The 19,790-nt window shown below is 35.9% G+C and carries 21 protein-coding genes and 1 pseudogene; 17 read left to right on the plus strand and 5 right to left on the minus strand.

Annotated features, from left to right (window positions below):
• Positions 1–142: 142 nt before the first annotated feature.
• Positions 143–514: a DoxX family protein gene (locus MKY81_RS07600; RefSeq protein ID WP_108070541.1), complete on the minus strand. Its 372-nt coding sequence runs from the start codon at positions 512–514 to the stop codon at positions 143–145.
• A gap of 137 nt (positions 515–651) precedes the next feature.
• Between MKY81_RS07600 and MKY81_RS07605 the strand changes: the two genes are divergently transcribed.
• Entirely contained in the window at positions 652–1,407 is a 756-nt protein-coding gene (locus MKY81_RS07605) for a MerR family transcriptional regulator (protein WP_108070543.1), read from the plus strand.
• A 36-nt stretch (positions 1,408–1,443) separates the two neighbouring features.
• On the opposite strand, the gene MKY81_RS07610 is transcribed toward MKY81_RS07605, so the two are convergent.
• Positions 1,444–1,779: a DUF3899 domain-containing protein gene (locus MKY81_RS07610; RefSeq protein WP_341117356.1), complete on the minus strand. Its 336-nt coding sequence runs from the start codon at positions 1,777–1,779 to the stop codon at positions 1,444–1,446.
• Between the two features lie 325 nt (positions 1,780–2,104).
• On the opposite strand from MKY81_RS07610, the gene MKY81_RS07615 reads away from it, so the two are divergent.
• The 7 genes from MKY81_RS07615 (at position 2,105) to MKY81_RS07645 (ending at position 9,685) form a co-directional block, all read left to right on the plus strand.
• Positions 2,105–3,775, plus strand: a complete 1,671-nt coding sequence (locus MKY81_RS07615; protein ID WP_341117358.1) for a peptide ABC transporter substrate-binding protein — start codon at positions 2,105–2,107, stop codon at positions 3,773–3,775.
• Between the two features lie 137 nt (positions 3,776–3,912).
• On the plus strand, positions 3,913–4,842 hold the full coding sequence (gene opp3b / locus MKY81_RS07620; protein WP_341117360.1) for an oligopeptide ABC transporter permease: 930 nt from the start codon (positions 3,913–3,915) through the stop codon (positions 4,840–4,842).
• A complete protein-coding gene (gene opp3C, locus MKY81_RS07625; protein ID WP_341117362.1) occupies positions 4,842–5,861 on the plus strand; it encodes an oligopeptide ABC transporter permease in 1,020 nt (339 codons plus the stop codon). Before opp3b ends, opp3C begins: the two co-directional genes overlap by 1 nt.
• Positions 5,862–5,878: 17 nt before the next feature.
• On the plus strand, positions 5,879–6,940 hold the full coding sequence (locus tag MKY81_RS07630) for an ABC transporter ATP-binding protein (protein WP_066236027.1): 1,062 nt from the start codon (positions 5,879–5,881) through the stop codon (positions 6,938–6,940).
• 3 nt (positions 6,941–6,943) lie between these two features.
• Entirely contained in the window at positions 6,944–7,873 is a 930-nt protein-coding gene (locus MKY81_RS07635; protein ID WP_328007301.1) for an ABC transporter ATP-binding protein, read from the plus strand.
• A 171-nt stretch (positions 7,874–8,044) separates the two neighbouring features.
• Complete coding sequence (locus MKY81_RS07640; protein ID WP_341117367.1) at positions 8,045–9,109, plus strand: C45 family peptidase; 1,065 nt, start codon at positions 8,045–8,047, stop codon at positions 9,107–9,109.
• A gap of 15 nt (positions 9,110–9,124) precedes the next feature.
• On the plus strand, positions 9,125–9,685 hold the full coding sequence (locus tag MKY81_RS07645; RefSeq protein ID WP_066236021.1) for a GNAT family N-acetyltransferase: 561 nt from the start codon (positions 9,125–9,127) through the stop codon (positions 9,683–9,685).
• A 92-nt stretch (positions 9,686–9,777) separates the two neighbouring features.
• Here MKY81_RS07645 and MKY81_RS07650 read toward each other — a convergent pair.
• Positions 9,778–10,264 (minus strand): annotated as a pseudogene (locus MKY81_RS07650) (cation:proton antiporter regulatory subunit).
• Positions 10,265–10,451: 187 nt separating this feature from the next.
• On the opposite strand from MKY81_RS07650, the gene MKY81_RS07655 reads away from it, so the two are divergent.
• The 7 genes from MKY81_RS07655 to MKY81_RS07685 all read left to right on the plus strand — a co-directional run bounded on the left by MKY81_RS07655 (position 10,452) and on the right by MKY81_RS07685 (position 16,716).
• Positions 10,452–11,000, plus strand: coding sequence for a tyrosine-type recombinase/integrase (locus MKY81_RS07655; protein WP_066236017.1), 549 nt, complete (start codon positions 10,452–10,454; stop codon positions 10,998–11,000).
• A gap of 50 nt (positions 11,001–11,050) precedes the next feature.
• A complete protein-coding gene (locus tag MKY81_RS07660) occupies positions 11,051–11,554 on the plus strand; it encodes a cation:proton antiporter regulatory subunit (protein WP_066236014.1) in 504 nt (167 codons plus the stop codon).
• Positions 11,554–12,777: a cation:proton antiporter gene (locus MKY81_RS07665; protein WP_066236013.1), complete on the plus strand. Its 1,224-nt coding sequence runs from the start codon at positions 11,554–11,556 to the stop codon at positions 12,775–12,777. Before MKY81_RS07660 ends, MKY81_RS07665 begins: the two co-directional genes overlap by 1 nt.
• A 97-nt stretch (positions 12,778–12,874) precedes the next feature.
• Positions 12,875–13,579 carry an N-acetyltransferase gene (locus tag MKY81_RS07670; RefSeq protein WP_108070563.1) on the plus strand — a complete coding sequence of 235 codons (705 nt, stop codon included), beginning with the start codon at positions 12,875–12,877 and terminating at the stop codon, positions 13,577–13,579.
• Between the two features lie 216 nt (positions 13,580–13,795).
• Entirely contained in the window at positions 13,796–14,227 is a 432-nt protein-coding gene (locus MKY81_RS07675; protein WP_341117370.1) for a MarR family winged helix-turn-helix transcriptional regulator, read from the plus strand.
• A 210-nt stretch (positions 14,228–14,437) separates the two neighbouring features.
• Positions 14,438–16,051, plus strand: a complete 1,614-nt coding sequence (locus MKY81_RS07680; RefSeq protein WP_341117371.1) for an MFS transporter — start codon at positions 14,438–14,440, stop codon at positions 16,049–16,051.
• 35 nt (positions 16,052–16,086) lie between these two features.
• Positions 16,087–16,716, plus strand: coding sequence for an efflux RND transporter periplasmic adaptor subunit (locus MKY81_RS07685; RefSeq protein WP_066236000.1), 630 nt, complete (start codon positions 16,087–16,089; stop codon positions 16,714–16,716).
• Positions 16,717–16,775: 59 nt separating this feature from the next.
• Here MKY81_RS07685 and MKY81_RS07690 read toward each other — a convergent pair whose 3' ends face one another.
• Positions 16,776–17,108 (minus strand): ArsR/SmtB family transcription factor, encoded by a 333-nt coding sequence (locus MKY81_RS07690; protein WP_066235998.1) that lies wholly within the window; start codon positions 17,106–17,108, stop codon positions 16,776–16,778.
• Positions 17,109–17,534 (minus strand): SRPBCC family protein, encoded by a 426-nt coding sequence (locus MKY81_RS07695; protein ID WP_325948883.1) that lies wholly within the window; start codon positions 17,532–17,534, stop codon positions 17,109–17,111. It abuts the gene before it with no gap.
• A 187-nt stretch (positions 17,535–17,721) separates the two neighbouring features.
• Here MKY81_RS07695 and metA point away from each other — a divergent pair, with 187 nt between their 5' ends.
• Positions 17,722–18,630 (plus strand): homoserine O-acetyltransferase MetA, encoded by a 909-nt coding sequence (gene metA, locus MKY81_RS07700; RefSeq protein WP_107958618.1) that lies wholly within the window; start codon positions 17,722–17,724, stop codon positions 18,628–18,630.
• Positions 18,631–18,724: 94 nt separating this feature from the next.
• The gene (locus tag MKY81_RS07705) at positions 18,725–19,720 is read left to right on the plus strand and encodes an alpha/beta fold hydrolase (protein WP_325948882.1); all 996 of its coding nucleotides are present in this window, start codon (positions 18,725–18,727) and stop codon (positions 19,718–19,720) included.
• Positions 19,721–19,790: the final 70 nt, after the last annotated feature.

A 19,790-nucleotide genomic window follows, 5' to 3' on the forward strand; every position in this document is an offset into this window, starting at 1 on the left:
TTATAAAATTCATACAAAAAGTGAAAAGTATAAATATAGATATATCAATACTTTTCGTTTAATTTTGGAAGATGTTCAACAAGTTTATCATAATGTAGATTTGAGCGAATAATACTATATTTGTACTACACGTCCCTTTCAGTTATTTGAAAGGGACGTTTTTCATATCTTGTTTGTAAAGAATCGCTAATAGACCCAGCATAATAATGTCCAACCTGGCATTGAACGCAAAGGCAATCAATCCTGTATGCAATATCGGCACTTTTGTTAAAAGGATTGCCGCAATCATAATGGCCATTAACGGAATAGATGCTTGTTTAACCCATTTATTTGCTAAAATAAGGATTCCACAAATAAGTTCTATTATCGCTACTGCATTCATTAGTAAAATTGGGTAAGGCAATCCTAAGCTAGTAAAATAATTCCCCAAATCTTCACTAACTATTTTCATTACTCCAGATGTAATAAAAATATAACCGACTAAATACCGAATGATTTTCGTATGAATGGTCATCCCTCCTTTAATTGAATATATGAATAAGAGGACAAACCATGTCAAAAAAATGGGTATTACTTATAAAATTTATTAAAAAGTATTTGACATTAACGTTGCGTAAAGGTGTACCTTTACATTAAGAGGAGGTGATCAAGTTGGAATATACGGTGCAAAAGCTAGCGAAATTAGCAGGAGTTAGTACAAGAACCCTTCGATATTATGATGAAATCGACATTCTTAAGCCGGCAAGGATGAATTCATCAGGGTATCGAATCTATGGGCAAACTGAGGTTGACAGACTGCAGCAAATTCTATTTTACAGGGAATTAGGTGTTAGTTTAGAAAACATAAAAATGATCATGAACACTCCTGGCTTTGATAGTACAAAGGCACTAAAGGATCATCGTGAGAAACTCCTCGAAAAAAGAAAACAGCTAGATTTATTAATTGAAAATGTAAATAAAACGATTAGCTATAAGGAAGGGAGAAGAAAAATGACGGATCAAGAGAAATTTGAGGGCTTTAAGAAAAAAATGATTGAGGAAAATGAAGAAAAATACGGTGATGAAGTTCGAAAGAAGTACGGAAATGAAACAATTGACCAATCCAATGCAAAGTTCATGAATATGACTCAAGATCAATATGAAAGATTCACAAAACTAGAGAAACAAGTAATAGAAACGTTAGTAGAAGCTTTCGCTACGGGTGATCCATCAAGTGAGCTTGCACAAAAAACAGCAGACTTGCATAAACAATGGTTGACCTTTACTTGGAAAGAATACAGCAAAGAAGCCCACGCAGGACTTGCACAAATGTATGTCGATGATGAACGATTTAAATCATACTATGAAAAGCAACCAGGAATGACCGAATTTTTGAGGGATGCGATTTGCATTTATACTAAGAAGTAAACAAAAAAAGCGATTGGTGCGCCAATCGCCTTTTTGTTATCCATAATATACGAACAGTGCAATGATCATTAAAACAATCGTAACCAATCCCACGGTAAATGGTAAAAGGTACCTTAATGGAATTAATTTTGACAATGGTCTCCGTTCTTCATCGTTCATTTTACTAAACATTTGCTGAAAACTAGCAAATACAATATCAAAAAATCCTTTATTTATAATGTAGCCTGTTAAAGCTATTAATATAAGAAGAGCACCGACAACAAAGGAAACATTAATATATGCCAATAAATGAATGGAGTGATAAAAGACCAAAGAAAACAGAAAGACAACTATTTGTGAAACAATCACCCATATAACATATTTTTTAACCAATCGAATCATTCCTTTCAATAAAAGAAATGGAAAAGAGGAGATAAAGATAATGAAAATTATATAGTAAAAAATATAAAAATTAAAACAAAACTTTTGTGAAATAAAATTAAAACCATTTTGATATAAAACAATATTTCGACATTTATAACGATATTTCGATTGAAAAGTGTAAAAAATAGAAGATAAATGTAATTTTGCCTATAAATATGTCATAAAAAAGTTAAAAATGTTTTTTAAAATAATGTACAAATCAGAATAATATTATATAATATTAATAGAAAAGCTTTTTAGAATCTTTTCAATAAAAGAAAAAGGGGACAAGTAAATGAAAAAGTCAAAATTTTATCTATTTACTGCTATTGCCCTATCACTTGCATTAGTACTTTCGGCATGTGGTGCGGGAAGCGATAAGAAAAGCTCAAGCAATGGCGATAGCGGGTCAAAAAATGACCAAGTTCTCAATATGATTGAGACTGCGGAAATCCCAACAGGAGATCCAACATTAGCAACAGACCAAGCAAGTTTCATCGTATTCGGACAAACATTAGAAGGTCTTTATACATTAAATGACAAAGATGTTCCGGTACCAGCACTTGCAGAAGGAAAACCTGAAATTAGTAAAGATGGGAAAGTTTATACGTTTAAAATTCGCAAAGATGCTAAATGGTCTAACGGTGACCCTGTAACAGCAAAAGATTTTGTTTTCTCTTGGAGAAGAGCAGTAGATCCTAAAACAGGTGCTCAATATGCGTACATGTTTCAAGGTGTAGTAAAAAATGCATCTGAAATTATGAACGGAAAAGCAAAACCTGACCAACTAGGTGTACAAGCTGTTGATGACAATACATTAAAAGTTACACTAGAAAATGCAGTTCCATATCTTGATTCATTACTAGCGTTTGCTACTTTTGCTCCGTTAAATGAAAAATTCGTTACGGAAAAAGGCGATAAATTCGGTACAAACAGTGACAACATGCTTGCAAATGGTCCATTTGTATTAAAAAATTGGGATGGAACAGGTTTAACATGGAAATATGTAAAAAATGACAATTATTATGACAAAGCAAATGTAAAATTAAAAGAAGTAAATGTACAAGTAGCAAAAACACCAAATACAGCAGTTAACCTATATAACACTGGTAAAGCTGACTTAACAGCAGCGTTAAGTGCTGAATATGCAAAACAATATGCAAACAATAAAGATGCAGTAAAAATGGTCGAATCAAGCTCTTGGTATTTGAAATTTAACCAAGTACGCAATGGAAAGAAAACTCCTTTAGCAAATGAAAATATCCGTAAAGGTTTAGGAATGGCATTTGATAAGAAAGCTTATACAGATACAGTTCTTTCAAATGGTTCTTTCCCAAGTAACGGATTAGTTCCTAAAGGTGTACATCAATTGAATGGTAAAGATTTCCGTGATGCAAGTGGAGATTTACTAACTTATGACACAGCAAAAGCAAAAGAATATTGGGAAAAAGGCTTAAAAGAATTAGGCGTGAAAAACTTAACAATTGAATTATTAAGTGATGATACTGAAACTGCGAAGAAAACAAGTGAATTTTTCCAAGATCAATTACAAAAGAATTTACCAGGATTAACAATTAAATTAACTAATGTTCCATTTAAAATCCGTATCCAAAAACAAGACAAGCAAGATTATGAAATTCAAATGGCTGGATGGGGAGCAGATTATTTAGATTCAATGACATATCTTGATTTATTTGTAACTAATGGTGGAAACAACAAAACAGGTTACTCAAATAAAAAATATGATCAATTAATCAATGATGCAAAAGTGAAATATGGAAATGACCTTGAAAAACGTTGGGAAACATTGCTACAAGCTGAAAAGATTTTAGTTCAAGAAGATGCAGCAATTGCCCCAATTTATCAAAGAGGCCATTTGAAATTAGTTAAGCCTTATGTGAAAGGTTTTGAAGAACACTTATTTGGACCAGATTATACGTTGAAAAATGTAACAATCGAAAAATAAGAAGATAGACAATAGGATATACTAAGGGTCTTAAAAAAGAGAGTATCTTTTTACAATAAAAAGATTACTCTCTTTTCCCCTTTATATATCACCATATTTAGAAGATTTTAAATTATTTGGATTAGGAGGTATGCTTGATGGCAAAGTATATTTCAAAAAGAATTGTTTATTTAATTCTTACTTTGTTTATTATTTCATCATTTACTTTCTTTTTGATGAAATTTTTGCCGGGTACACCGTTTCGAGCAGAAGAAAAGCTATCTGACGAACAAAAGATCATCCTTCAAGAAAAGTATGGATTAAATGACCCAATTCCAGTTCAGTACGGAAGATATATGTTAAACATTGTAAAGGGTGATTTAGGGGTATCATTCCAATTTGATAATCAGCCGGTTACGAAACTGCTCATCAATCGAATGGGACCATCCATACAGCTAGGCTTTCAAGCGATGTTTATCGGAACGATTTTCGGAATATTACTAGGTGTTTTAGCAGCAATGTTTCAAAATACATGGATTGATTATGGTAGTACATTCCTCGCAGTGTTAGGAAAATCGATCCCATCATTCGTATTTGCTGCACTACTACAATATATCATTGGAGTTAAGTTAGAATGGCTCCCAGTGGCCTCATGGGATAGTTTTGCCTCATCAATTATGCCTACTATCGCATTGGCTATTTTCCCAATCGCAACAGCTGCCCGGTTCATGAGGACAGAGCTGATTGAAGTATTAAGTTCAGATTATATAACATTAGCAAAAGCCAAAGGAAATTCAAAAATGGAAATTTCTTTTAAACATGCTGTCCGAAATGCACTGATTCCGTTAATTACGGTATTAGGACCGATGGCGGTTGGTTTAATGACAGGTTCCATGGTTGTTGAACAAATTTTTGCGATACCTGGAATCGGCGAGCAGTTTGTTAAATCAATTCAAACGAATGACTTTCCAATCATTATGGGAACAACCATTTTCTTTGCATTCTTATTAACAGTAATTATTTTGATTGTCGATATTCTTTACGGAATAATTGATCCGAGAATTCGTGTAGCGGGAGGGAAAAAATAATGGCTGAAACGTTAGAAAAAATACCGAAAGAAATGTTCGAGCCCGCTCCAGTGAATCCACATGAAAGTGAAGTAATTGCTAAACCTCAGCTTTCATTCGCAAAGGATGCCTGGCTCCGTGTACGGAAGAATAAAGGAGCGATTATTAGTTTAGTCCTTTTAGTATTAATCATTATTATGGCTATTATTGGACCACACCTATCACACTTTAGTCCAACTGAACAAAATACATCTCATGCCAACCTGCCTCCTAGAATACCTGGCTTAGAGAAAATTGGAATATTTGATGGCAGTCAAAAAATTGGCGGCGTTGAAACCAATATATATAAAGAACAACATATCAAAGAATATTATTGGTTTGGAACAGATGGTCTTGGACGGGATTTATTTTCACGGGTGTGGCTTGGAACAAGGGTTTCATTATATATTGCCTTCCTAGCTGCGCTTATCGATATGATAATCGGAGTAACATACGGACTTGTTTCAGGGTTTAAAGGTGGACAAGTAGATAACGTGATGCAACGTATTTTAGAGGTGCTTTCTGGTATTCCAAATTTAATTGTTGTAATTCTCATGCTATTAATTATGGAACCGGGGATATTATCAATAACAGTTGCCATGGTTATCACAGGATGGATAGGAATGGCACGGGTCGTCCGTGGACAAGTATTAAAACTAAAAAGCCAAGAATATGTCATGGCATCGAAAACACTTGGCGCATCAAATAGCAGAATCTTATTTAAACATTTATTACCAAATTTATCAGGGGTTATAATCATCAATACGATGTTTACAATTCCAAGTGCGATATTTTTTGAAGCATTCTTAAGCTTTATCGGTATTGGTTTACAAGCACCTAAAGCATCTTTAGGAACATTGATTGAGGATGGATATAAAACATTCCAGTTCTTACCTCACTTAATGATTATTCCATGTATTGTCATTTGTATTATTTTAGTTGCAAGTAACTTAATCGGAGACGGACTACGTGATGCATTTGATCCGAAAATGAGAGATTAAAGAGCGAGGTGAGAAACATGAAAAAAATGCTTGAAGTAAAAGATCTTAATATTTCATTTCATACGTTCGCTGGTGAAGTTAAAGCGATTCGAGGAGTTAGCTTTGATCTGTATGAAGGTGAAACATTAGCGATTGTTGGGGAATCAGGTTCCGGTAAATCGGTCACAACAAAATCCATTATGCGATTGTTGCCACCCGGTAACTCCGAAATCAAGTCAGGTCAAATCCTTTTTAATGGAAAGGATATTGCAAAAGCTTCAGAAAAAGAGATGCAAAAAGTTCGCGGAAAAGATATTTCGATGATCTTCCAAGATCCGATGACTTCACTTAACCCAACGATGACCATCGGAAAGCAAATTATGGAACCACTGTTGAAACATCAACATTTAGGAAAAGACGAAGCGAGAAAACGCGCAATCAATTTATTAAAACTAGTGGGAATTCCGAAACCAGAATCTCGTATGAAACAATACCCTCACCAATTTTCAGGCGGGATGAGACAACGTGTAGTTATTGCGATTGCACTAGCATGTAATCCAAAAGTATTAATCGCTGATGAACCAACAACAGCATTAGACGTAACCATTCAAGGTCAAATTTTAGACTTGATGAAAGAACTGCAAAAGAAAGTAGATACTTCTATTATTTTTATTACCCATGATTTGGGTGTTGTTGCAAATGTTGCCGATCGTGTGGCTGTTATGTATGGTGGAAAAATTGTTGAAGTAGGAACCGTCGATGAAATTTTTTATAATCCTAAACATCCATACACTTGGGGATTAATCAGTTCTATGCCAAGTCTTGATGCGAACGATGAAGAATTATTTGTCATTCCAGGAACACCACCGGACTTGCTAAATCCGCCAAAGGGTGATGCATTCGCTGTTCGTAACCCTTATGCGTTGAAAATAGATTATGAAAAAGAACCGCCAATGTTTAAAATATCTGATACGCATTATGCTGCAACATGGCTGCTCCACCCGGATGCACCAAAAGTGGAACCACCGGCAGCAGTTCAAATGCGCATGAAGAAATTTAACGCTAATAAAAAGTCAGCTCCTAATAAGGAGGCGAAATAAAAAATGGCAGAAAAATTATTAGAAATAAAAAATTTAAAGCAGTATTTTAATATGGGATCGTCGAATGAAGTGCGCGCTGTTGACGATATTTCCTTCGATATTTATAAAGGAGAAACGCTTGGCCTTGTAGGTGAATCTGGTTGTGGGAAGTCAACAACTGGACGTACGATTATTCGACTTTATGATGCAACAGGTGGAGAAGTCCTTTTTAAAGGAGAAAATGTTCATGCGAAGAAGTCAAAAGGACAATTGAAAAAATTCCATCAAAAAATGCAAATGATTTTTCAGGATCCATATGCGTCACTTAATCCACGTACAAAAGTTGCGGATATCATTGCAGAAGGTATTGACATCCATGGATTAGCCAAATCTCCAAAAGAAAGAATGGACATGGTTGCACATCTTCTTGAAACGGTTGGTTTAAATCGCGAGCATGCCAATCGCTATCCACATGAATTTTCCGGTGGGCAAAGACAGAGGATCGGAATTGCCCGAGCTCTTGCTGTTAATCCTGAATTTATCATTGCGGATGAACCTATTTCGGCATTGGATGTATCCATTCAAGCACAAGTAGTTAATTTAATGAAGAAGCTGCAAAAGGAAAAAGGGTTAACTTATTTATTTATCGCCCATGATTTATCAATGGTTAAATATATAAGTGACCGTATCGGGGTTATGTATTTTGGTAAGCTAGTGGAGTTAGCTCCAGCAGAAGATTTATACAATAATCCCTTACATCCTTATACGCAATCATTGCTTTCAGCTATTCCATTGCCAGATCCGGATTATGAACGGACACGTGTACGCCAAACATATGACCCAGCTGTCCATCAATATGAACAAGGCGAAGAAATTAAAATGCGTGAAGTGACACCGGGGCATTTTGTATATTGCTCTGAGAAAGAATTTAAGAAATATAAAGAGCAGCAATAGATTGCCGCTATGAAGACCAAATCGTTTATGATTTGGTCTTTTGTTATATTCGGCGACAGACACGAGTTCCGTTATCTAAATATGTCCTTTAAAAGATTGTATCCTTTATTTTCACCAGATTATCCCGTATCCTAAATATATGAAGTCATATTAATTTTAAGAGGGATCAACATGAGGCAAATTTATAGTGAGATTATTCAATTTCGCGGCACACATTATGATTTTGGCTATATGCAAGGGAAAAAGTTAAAGGATTCGCTCATTATTCAAAATCGCGAAAAGCAATGGCAAGTAAGAAAACCGCGCTTTACTGTGGAAGTAGAGGAAGTAAAACAAGCAATTACTCGCTTTGCTCCGGGTATATGGGATGAATTGCTTGGTTTGCAAGATGCACTAGAATGGCCGATAGAACGAGTGTTGATGGAATTCGGCGGCTATCGCTTAGATTATGTTCGATCCGGCTGTTCCATTTTAACGGGTGATCATTATTTAATTCGTAATTATGATTATCATCCAAAGACATATGAAGGTCGCTATACGTTTTTTCAGCCGACCGATCAAGGTTATGCGATTATAGGTCCGAGTCAGCGAATCACTGGACGAATGGATGGGATGAACGAAAAGGGACTTTCGATGGGCTATAACTTTATGAATCACAAAAATCCAGGAGATGGGTTTATTTGCTGTATGATAGGAAGATTAGTATTAGAATCATGTGCAAATGTGGAAGAAGCCGTTGAAATGCTGAAAGAAATTCCACATCGCCATTCCTTTACATATGTTGTATACGATAAAAGTAGTACGACAAAAATAGTGGAAACTACTCCACGGGGTGTGAAGGTTCGTCAAGCAAATGCTTGCACGAATCATTTTGAATTAATGCAAGATGAAAATCGCCATCATCTCGTTGATTCAAAGCGGAGGTTACAAATTTTACAAGCAAACCAAGAAGCAATTTCAGGAGCACAGGAAGCTTTTCGTTTATTGAATAATACCGATAAAGGTGTTTTTTCCGATTTATATGGGAGCTGGGCGGGAACGATTCATACTTCGGCATACTTACCTCGTGAAATGAAAGCATGGTTTGCACTTGGTGGAGATGTTGAGCCATATGAGTTTGATTGGCATAGATGGTTGAGTGGTGAGGACATCACTATTGAAAGGATAACAGGAGAAATTGATACTACGATCCCTTTTGTCCATATGGATGCTGGGGCAGATTGGTCGAGAAAATAGAGGAGTGACAACAACATGGAATGCAGATTAGCTATGAAAAGTGATGCAAAGGAAGCAGCAGATTATATCCATTTAGCGATACATGATATTGCGGAAGCATTAACAGGGGAAAAGGAAACAGAGAAAATCAGAGAGGTACTATCAGAACTATTTCGTCAAGAAAATAATCGATTGAGCTATCAAAATAGTATTGTCGCAGAAATTGATGGGAAAGTAGCAGGTATTCTCATCGCCTATTCTGGTGACGATGCCGTAGAGTTGGACAAGCCGATTCTTGAAAGACTGAAAAGAATAGGGAAGAGTCATGTAGAGCCATTCGATAATGAAGCTGACAAAGGTGATTATTATATTGATACGGTCAGCGTTGTTCCTGATTTTCAAGGAAGAGGAATCGGCACATTCCTTATTCAAAGTGTGGAACAGGTGGCAAAGGATAAAGGGTTTACGAGAGTCAGCTTAAATGTTGCAGAAGATAATCCTGGAGCAAAACGGCTATACGAAAAGCTTGGTTACATGAAGGAAAAAAACATCATGATTAATGGGCATGAATTTGATTACATGGTCAAAAATGTATAAACAAAAGGAGAGGCTTAGGCCTCTCTTTCTAAATTCCTATTCTTGTACCCTATATAAGCATCATCATATGTGTTCAACCGAAATAATTCAGTCTAATTAAACAACTTAGCAATAACCGCTTGAATTTTTGCGCGTTCCCCCGACAAAACAACTGTATCTCCTTTGTGAAAGGTTTCATTTGCCCCCGGATTTAATATCCTTTCATGGTTTTTCCTTATAATTGCAATGATTGTAACGCCAAACTCATCTCTAAATTTTATTTCGCCAATTGCGCGGTTGAATAATGCGTGCGTTTGCATCAACTTTACACCATTCAAATACTAACTCGTCAAAAGCATGCTCCAAGTTTTCAATTGCCTTCGGTTTATAAATAATTCCTCCTAATATTGCAGCAATTTGTCTAGATTCTTCATCAGTTAATGTAACACGGCCTGAGCTTTCCTCCGCATTCATGGAGTCGAATTGATAAATTTCTCTTTGACCGTCTTCATGCATAATGACGACGATTTTTTCATTTCCATCTGTTTGAATTTCAATTTTCTGTCCGATGCCCGGGAGTTCACATTCACGGATATTCAATTTACTCGCTCCTTAGTTTTGGACATAATGATTATTGTATATTTAATACTATCCGATTGTGAACGAATAATAAAGGGGCATTCATAGAAGCAGTATTGTTTTGAATTTTGTCAAAAACACATTCGTAATATTACATAACCATATGTTATTATATGATTAAGTAACATTGATTAAGGAGAATAAGCAAATGGAATACGTTGAAGCTCTTAAGGATATTAAGCAAATTAATTCCATGAAGAGATATTTAAAAAAGCATTCAGAACGGGATTACGTCCTCTTTGTTTTTGGAATAAATACGGGGTTAAAGATCACTGAAATTTTGGAACTAAAGGTAGAAGATGTTTTTGAAACGGAAGATAAAATAAGAAATTTTTACAGCCTGCCTGATAGGAATGTGTATCTTAACCACAAAGTAAAAAGTGCTCTACTGCACTATATTCACACGAACGATTTATCTAAAGAATCCTATTTATTCCAATCCACTAAAACAAAAAAACCGATTACACGCCAACAGGCTTACCGAATTATTCATGATGCTGCAGTTGCAGTTGGGATTGAGGGGAAAATTGGAACCAATTCCATGCGGAAAACATTCGGATACCACGCATATAAGAGAGGCGTTGCCATTTCACTGCTTCAGAAGCATTTCCATCACGCGACACCATCTGAAACCCGTAAATATCTTGGAATTACAAAGGACGAAATCATACAAACAGAAATAGATGTAAACCTTTGAGCTTCAAATGCTCCTAAATCTGTTACAAAACATATGAGGGAGGAAATACAATGAATATTAGGGAGAGTGAGTTACCGGGAATCGGAAGGAAATTTGAGATTATTACAAATAATAAAGAAAAAATTGTGATTATTGTTCATGATGATGGACGAAGAGAAATGTATTACTATGAAGATTCGAATCATGAAGAAAGTATTTCGAGCACAACATTAAACGATTCCGAAGCTAGAAATCTTGCAGCTATTTTAGGAGGAATGATTTACAAGCCTCAAACACTTGAAACAATCGAAATGGCCTTTGATGGATTGGTGATTGAATGGTTTAAAGTTGAGCCTAACTCACCAGCTATTCGTAAAAATATCGGGGAACTTGAAATTAGAAACAAATATAACGTAACGGTTATAGCCATTTTAAAGAAAAATATGAAAAAAATATTGAATCCGGGCCCTGAATCTCTTATTGATGAAGGGGATACACTTGTCCTTTCAGGGGAAAGAAAAGAACTGAAAACTCTAATCAGTGAGCTGCTGTCCAATGGGCGTGGTGATACTTGATGAATCATTTAGTATTAGAAGTTGGTACAGCATTGGTATTGATTGCGCTTGCGGCGATCGTAGCAGGGAAAATGAAGTTTTCAATCATTCCATTTTTAATCATTATGGGAATGCTTGTCGGTCCACATGCCCCGACGATTGGCGTGATTAATCTAAAATTTATTGAGAGTTCCGAGTTCATTGAGTTTTTAGGTCGGATTGGTGTCCTCTTTCTCCTCTTCTATCTAGGTATTGAGTTTTCTGTTGGAAAGTTAATCAAATCAGGACGATCCATTGTTATCGGAGGATCAATCTATGTAACGATGAATTTTGTGTTGGGTCTGCTTTATGGATTTATCGTTGGATTTCCGTTTTATGAGTCCCTTATTATCGCTGGATTGTTAAGCGTCTCTTCAACTGCCATTGTGGCCAAAGTACTCGTTGATTTAAAACGAACAGCTAATTCCGAAACAGAGCTTATTTTAGGGATTATTTTGTTCGATGATATTTTCCTCGCCGTTTTTTTATCCATCATGTCCGGACTTTTATTAGGAGGTTCTACTTCCATTTTGGGCACGATTGGATCTGTTCTTATTTGCCTTGGGTACATGATTATATTTTTAATCATTGCTCGCAAGGGAGCGCCTATTATCAATAAGCTCCTTAATATCCGTTCAAATGAAATTTTCATTCTTGTCGTTTTTGCTTCATTATTTTTTATTGCCGGTTTTTCGGAAACGATTCACGTTGCTGAGGCAATCGGTGCATTGCTTTTAGGCCTTGTCTTTTCAGAAACAGAGCATCGAAAGCGTATTGAACATTTGGTTATTCCTTTTAGAGATTTCTTTGGTGCGATTTTCTTCTTTAGCTTTGGCTTAACAATCGATCCGTTTTCCTTAGGTGGGGCCATTTGGCTTGCATTAGGGGCAGTTGCCCTTACGATTATTGGAAATTTTATCGCTGGAATGATTTCAGGCAGAAAAGCTGGGTTATCCCATAAGGCATCTGCAAATATTGGTCTAACCATTGTTTCCAGAGGTGAGTTTTCCATCATCGTTGCTAATCTGGGACTTGCTGGCGGATTACTACCAATTTTAAAACCGTTCACGGCACTTTATGTTCTTATATTGGCTGTTTTAGGGCCTCTCATGACGAAAGAATCAAAAGCAATTTATCAATTTTTGGATAAGATCTTTAAATGGAGTAATCAAACAAAAAAGATAAACGAAAAAAAGGTCTTATGAATAGGTGCCCCACATGTTGGGGCATTTATTTTTTAAACATTCAATTTCATGTATGATAAGCAATAAGTGTAATTTTAAAACATGTGAGGGATTAGTTGTGAAAATCATCTATGAAGGTACGTTGAAACATGATGGAACACCATATAAAGTATTAAGATTAACAAGTTCTCATATTGAACAAATATTACTATTACAGAAAATGGTTGTTGCTTCGCTAGAAGATAAAGAGAGTTTACAACCACTAACACAGCAAGAATTTGAATATATTTTAGACGGAAAAGGTTTAATGGTTGGAGCGTTTGTAAACGAGCAGCTTATTGCGTTTCGTGCACTTTTAATTCCCCCGATTGATTCCGAACATTTAGGTTACGATATCGGATTAGTAGAAGAAGAACTATCGAGTGTGGTCTACCAAGAAATCTCGAATGTTCATCCACAAAATAGAGGAAACCATCTTCAACAGATTTTAGCAAAAATTATAATGAATGAGCTATCTAAATTAAAAGGAAAGTACTCTTATATTTGTTGTACAGTAGCCCCATTTAATATACCTAGTTTAAAAGATAAATTTTTTCAAGGCATGGAAATCGCTGCCCTGAAAGAAAAGTACGGCGGGCGATTACGGTATGTTTTTGTGAAAAAGCTGGTAGATGAAAACAAAGCTTGGGCAAAAAAAGTTACACTGAATATGAATGACACGACAGGTCAACAAAAACTATTATCACAAGGGTGGAGAGGAATCCGGATGGAAATGCGAGGTAGTGAAATTTGGGTTGAATTTGGAAAAGGAATAGATGAATAGTATTTACGGTTTTCTACAATTTTTTCATAAGGGAAATTGTGAAAAGGTGATAGGGTGGCGGATTTTACACTTTTTAATCAAACGTTTGATTCATTTTCATTTTTCAATTATTTTGTAGAAAATAGGGGAATATCGCCTAATTATAGAGGAAAGCACCGAGTTTCCTATGATATACTTAATAAATAACAATTCGGGATGAAAGTAAGAGGGGGAAGAATGTTGACTAATCATGTACTCCAATTGATTGAATACGAAATTGCCCTACTTGTTCGTTTAACGACAGCCCATAGTCCTAAACTAGGAAGTTTGGATCGCTCAGAGTATCTTTTACTAAGTGAACTTGAAAAATCAAGTCCATTAGCAATTAATTCACTGGCAGAAAATTTATTATTAAACCTGTCTACCGCCAGTAGACAAGTCTCAGCATTAGAAGCAAAAAAATACATAAGACGTTTTCCCGATGCCCAGAATGGCAGAATCAGCCTTGTTGAACTGACAGATGAAGGGCATGAAATTCTTCGAAAGGTCCAGAAGGCCCGTTATTCGGCTTATACAGAAATGCTTAGCGATTGGTCAACAGAGGAATTGAAAAGTTTAGAAGAGAATCTGTCACGATTGAATAATGATTTTAAAAAATGGAAGAGATGAACCTATATTAATATTTAGGATCATCTACTTTTTTAATTGGGCAAGGATAATGGAGCAATGACAAAAATATACTATTGCTATTTTTATTATAAGTTGTATAATACATATTGCATAATACAATATATGAAATGAAGAGCGGATTTCCATTTTTTGTGGAAATTCTTTTTATTTGATTGTAGTAAACAATTACAAAGTGAAAGGGGAGTCAGAATGAATCAAAAAGGCATTACAAATAGGACGATAAAGATTCCTAATTATATCATTATCTCATTTTTAACGATTTTTGCGATTGGTCCGCAATATTTTATCAATCTCTCATATACGATGAACCAAGAAATCGTTCAAAACGGGCTACATTTAAGCTCGAAGGATCTCCTTTTGCCTTCAACCTTATCTAATCTAGGATTCGCATTAGGTGTTCCACTTGGACCTTTGTTCACAAGAAAATTGGGACTTCGAAAAAATTATTTATATCTAATAATAATTTTTCTATGTGGGTCGATTATTAATGCGATTTCACAGGATTTGTTCTTTTTAATTCTTGGACGGACGATACAAGGTTTAAGTGCAGGCGTTTTGTTTTTAACGATGTTGCCTGTTAGTTTAAAATCGTTTCCAAATAAAATCCGAAATACCTTTTTGTTTATGGTTATTACAGGATTGTTTGGGGCTACAGCATTAGGAGCATTCTTTGGTTCATTTTCCTTAAGTGTAGATGCATGGCGCTGGTTATATATATTAAATATTGTCTCTGCCGTACTATGCTTAATAGTCGGTTTCTTTGGATTGCCTAAGACCGAAGAACATGAACTGGATCGAACACCGGTTGATAAAACAGGAATTTTTCTATATACGCTCATCTTAATCTTAGTTGTACTTTCATTTCCATTGTGTAACTTAATGGATAAAGGCTTTTCATCTTTATATGTTTGGCCGTTTTTTGTTGTTGCATTTCTTTTATTAATCTTGTTTCTTTCAATTGATATGAAGGCTGAAAGTCCATTAATTCCATTTCGGACGTTAAAAGCGGCCAAACCAATTTCCGGAACAATTATGGCGATTGCTTCCCATGTCTTAATGATACTTGCAATAGCTGGTATAAATGGCTTTTTGCGTCATAATAAAGATCTTCCGTTTCATTATCTCTTGCACTTTTATATTTGGTTTTTTATCGGAATGGTCGTAACCGCTATTCTGAAGACTTTATTTTATGGGGTGCTAGGAGCAGGAAAAATGGGGATTATCGGGTCACTCGGGGTTATTTATGTAACTTTACAATGGAGAGTCATGGGCCCGGAGGTTACATTGCCAACCTTATATTTTCAAATTGCGCTATTAGGTGCGGGTGTAAGTATGGTACTTGTTGGTGGGGCGTTAGGAACGGCCTTTGCAGGTAATTTGCATCATGCATCATTGCGTTCGTTAACCTTGCATTCGAGTCGGAACTTCATTGGGGCGATTATAACTCCGATGGTTGGTTGGTTTCTATCGACGCAAAATGAACTTCAATATGGAAACATTCAAGAATATCTTGGGGAAAACAGTTCGGAGGCAAAATCGGAAATTGCTCAATTAACCCATCGTTTAATGGAATCCGGTCTTCCTTTAAGTAAGGCACAAAGTATGGCGTCGTATGAACTAATAGCCAATACAAAGAAAGCAGCCATACTTGGAGCATATCATCATCTATTTACGATTATGCTTGTTTTCGCTTGTATCATGCTTGTTGCATCAATAGGAAAAATGGTGACGGGAAAAGGAATAGGTCTCGTGAAAAAAGAACCGAAAGTCCAAGTTACCTCTGTGAAAGAAACAACTGTGTAAAAGTACGGAAATTAAAAATGGAGGAGAAAAGTTCAATGAGTAAACGTATTATAATTGCTAATATTATTGGAGTTATTGTTGTTGTTCTACTAATTGCGTTAGGCGGATATTTTTACATTCAAAATAAAAATTATGTCAAAACGGATGATGCGGTCGTTTCAGCTGATATGATGGGAGTTGTTGCACCTACATCTGGTATTCTTACAAATTGGGATGTTAAAGATGGAAAAAATGTTTCTAATAAAGATGTAGTTGGTAAGGTATCTGATGGAAAACGCGAAATCCCTGTTGATGCGAAAATGGATGGTAAAATTATAAAAAACGAAGCTAGAAAAAATCAAATGGTCCAAGCAGGTCAGGAATTAGCAAAAGAAGCTGACCTCGATCATATGTATATTATTGCAAACATAGAAGAAACCGATCTGAAAGACATTGAGGTTGGCGATAGTGTAGATATTACTGTTGATGGCGACGATGATACGACATTTGATGGAACCGTTGAGGAAATAGGATACGCAACAAACTCAGTATTTTCAGTACTTCCTTCAAACTCAACCGGAAACTACACAAAAGTAACACAAAAAGTCCCTGTCAAAATCTCTATCAACCAAGCCTCAGATAAAGTTTTACCGGGAATGAACGCAGAAATTAAAATATCGCTTTAAAAAAGGTGTCAGGCACCGCATGTAAGAAAAGTTTACATGCGGTGCCTGACACCTTTTAATCACAATTTTTCATCGTTACTTTCTATATATTCCTTTAAATCCAATAACTTACTTGTCCAATATTTATCGAAGATGGAAAGCCATTGTTTAAGTTCGGTTAAAGGTTCAGGTTTTAATCTGTATCGCGTTTCTCTTCCAATTCTTTTGCTTGTGACAAGTCCAGCATCAGAAAGTACTTTAAGGTGCTTGTTGATAGCGGTTCGACTGATTGAAAAGCACTTTGTAATGGAGGCTATCGACATTTCTTTTTCTGATAATAATTGTAATAAACGACGGCGCGTTGGGTCAGCTATCGCCTGAAAAACATCATGCTTTGACTCTGAATATTGCATTTACGCTTCTAAATATTCTGCAAGCTTTCCTTTAAGGCCTGCCCAGCCCTTATCCATTATTCCTCGAATAACTGTGTGTGGTTGATTGAACTCTGTCACCTTATCTGCATCCCATCCCGAATGAATAAGGGTAAATTCCGTTTTTCCATCTACTTCTTTTAATTCAAATGCCAAATGCCAATCTTTACCCCAGTCAAACCCTACACGATTTGGAGGATCTAATTCTGTTACTTTGCATGGGGAATCACCATACGGTCCGGCATGTAGGACGAATTCTTTCCCGAGTACGGGTTCAAATGTATTTGGCATCCACCATCCCGCTATACCTTCTGAAGTAGCAACTGCCTTCCAAACTTTTTCAATGGGCGCATTTAAGATAATTGTGTATCGAATATCGGGCAATGTCCCGTTTTTCTTATCTTCCATAATAATAACCTCCGTAAATGAATTTGACACTATAAGGTGTTACTTTTTTATTATAACATGCTTTGATAAAACTTCAACATACGAAAAGGTTATAGATAAAATAAAGAGAAATCCTAATGGATGACAAACATAAGGAGCACCCCTATAATGGAATTATGAAAAAATTCAGATAGGGGAGGCGATAGGATTGCCAATTAAAATACCGAAATTATTGCCTGCGCGTGAAATTTTAGAGAAAGAAAATATTTTTGTGATGGATGATGAGCGAGCGAATAGTCAGGATATTCGTCCGTTAAATATTCTTATATTAAACTTGATGCCTGAAAAGGAAAGGACAGAGGCTGAGTTGCTCCGACTTCTTGGAAACTCTCCACTGCAAATCAATATTATGTTTCTTCATACGGCTACACACGAGTCAAAAAATGTAAGTAAATCGCATCTGGAGCAGTTTTATACAACTTTTACAAATGTGAAAAATAGGCGCTTTGACGGAATGATCATAACTGGGGCACCTGTCGAGCATTTCGAATTTGAAGAAGTGGACTATTGGCAGGAATTAATGGAGATTATGGAATGGTCAAAAACGAATGTGACCTCTACACTTCATATTTGCTGGGGGGCACAGGCCGCTCTTTATTATCACTTTGGAATAGATAAATTTGAGATTGGGCAGAAATGTACAGGTGTATTTAAACATTCGGTTCTGGACCCAAATGTGAAACTTGTACGTGGGTTCGATGAGGAATTCCTTGCTCCACATTCTCGTTATACAGGAAATGTAAAAAGTCAAATTAACGAATGCGAAGATGTTATCTTACTTGCAGAATCGGATGAAGCTGGTCCACTTTTAATGATATCTAAAGATGAAAAACAAATTATGATTACCGGCCATTTAGAATATGAGGTTGGAACACTTGCAGAGGAATATGAAAGAGATACAAAAAAAGGCGGAAAAGCGTATATGCCAATGCATTATTTTCCGAATGACGATCCAAATAAAAGGCCAAAACATAGATGGAGGGCTCATGCCCATTTATTATTTTCCAACTGGCTGAATTATTACGTCTATCAACAAACACCATATCAGTGGGAATAATGTTCTTTTTGTTCAAGCTAATTTCTGGTCAAAATACAATAATACTGCAATAATTTTATTATTGAACCTTTTTAAATCATCAGGAGATGAATTCATGTTTATTCGCAAAACCTCTGCTATTCAGAATGGACCTAATAGTATTGCTTCTCTTGAAGCGATGACAATTGGCGGAGTAGAACAATGGGTTCTCATTCGTGGTCAAGATCGTAGGAAACCAATCCTACTTTGGGTACATGGAGGCCCAGGTGCAGCACAAATTGGTTTTATTAGTCAATATACTTCAGAATATGAAAAAGATTTTCTTGTTGTCAATTGGGATCAACGTGGCGCCGGTCTTTCTTATTCAAAAAAAATTACGGAAGAATCGATGACACTTGAGCGGATGTTAAATGATCTTATTGAATTAGTAAGAAAATTGTGCGCACGATTTCAACAAGATAAAGTTTATATATTAGGTCATTCATGGGGGACCGTTCTTTCCTATTTGGCGATTAAGCGTCACCCAGAGCTATTTCATGGATATATTTCTGTTTCGCAAATCGTCAATTGGAAACAACTTGAACATTCATCATACGAACAAACTCTCCAAAAAGCAAAAGAAGTTGGCAATGAAAAAGCATATACCCAATTAATAAGGATTGGAGCCCCGCCTTGGGACAAAGTGAGTTCAGAACATATCCATAATCACTTGTTACAAAAATTGGGTGGTGGAGTGATTCATAAGGGTAGCTTTATGAAATTATTCCTCCTGCCATTATTTAAGCGCCCTGAGTATCACTTATTTGATGTCATCAAATGGTTAAAGGGGCAATGGTTCTCCAAATCTTCATTAAAGGAAGAAGCGGAAGCAATTGATTTATATCAAGATGATTTATCGATTCAGATCCCAATTGCATTTTGTAATGGGCGTTACGATTATACATGTCCAGGTGAACTTGCGGAGGATTTTTATTACAAACTTCAAGCACCCGTTAAAAAATGGATCTGGTTTGAACAATCAGCCCATACACCGATGATAGAAGAGGCGGAAAGCTTTCAACGATTTGTTTTGGATACTTTAAAGGAATGGCATAAAAATTTTAATGAATAAAGCCAGAAAACAATATCGTTTTACTGGCCTTTTCTAGTTGGAAAAAGAGAAGGCAGGTATGAGACTATCA

Origin of the sequence: Heyndrickxia sp. FSL W8-0423 (genome assembly GCF_038009395.1) — a bacterium.
In the GTDB taxonomy this organism is placed as follows: Bacteria; Bacillota; Bacilli; order Bacillales; family Bacillaceae_C; genus Heyndrickxia; species Heyndrickxia sporothermodurans.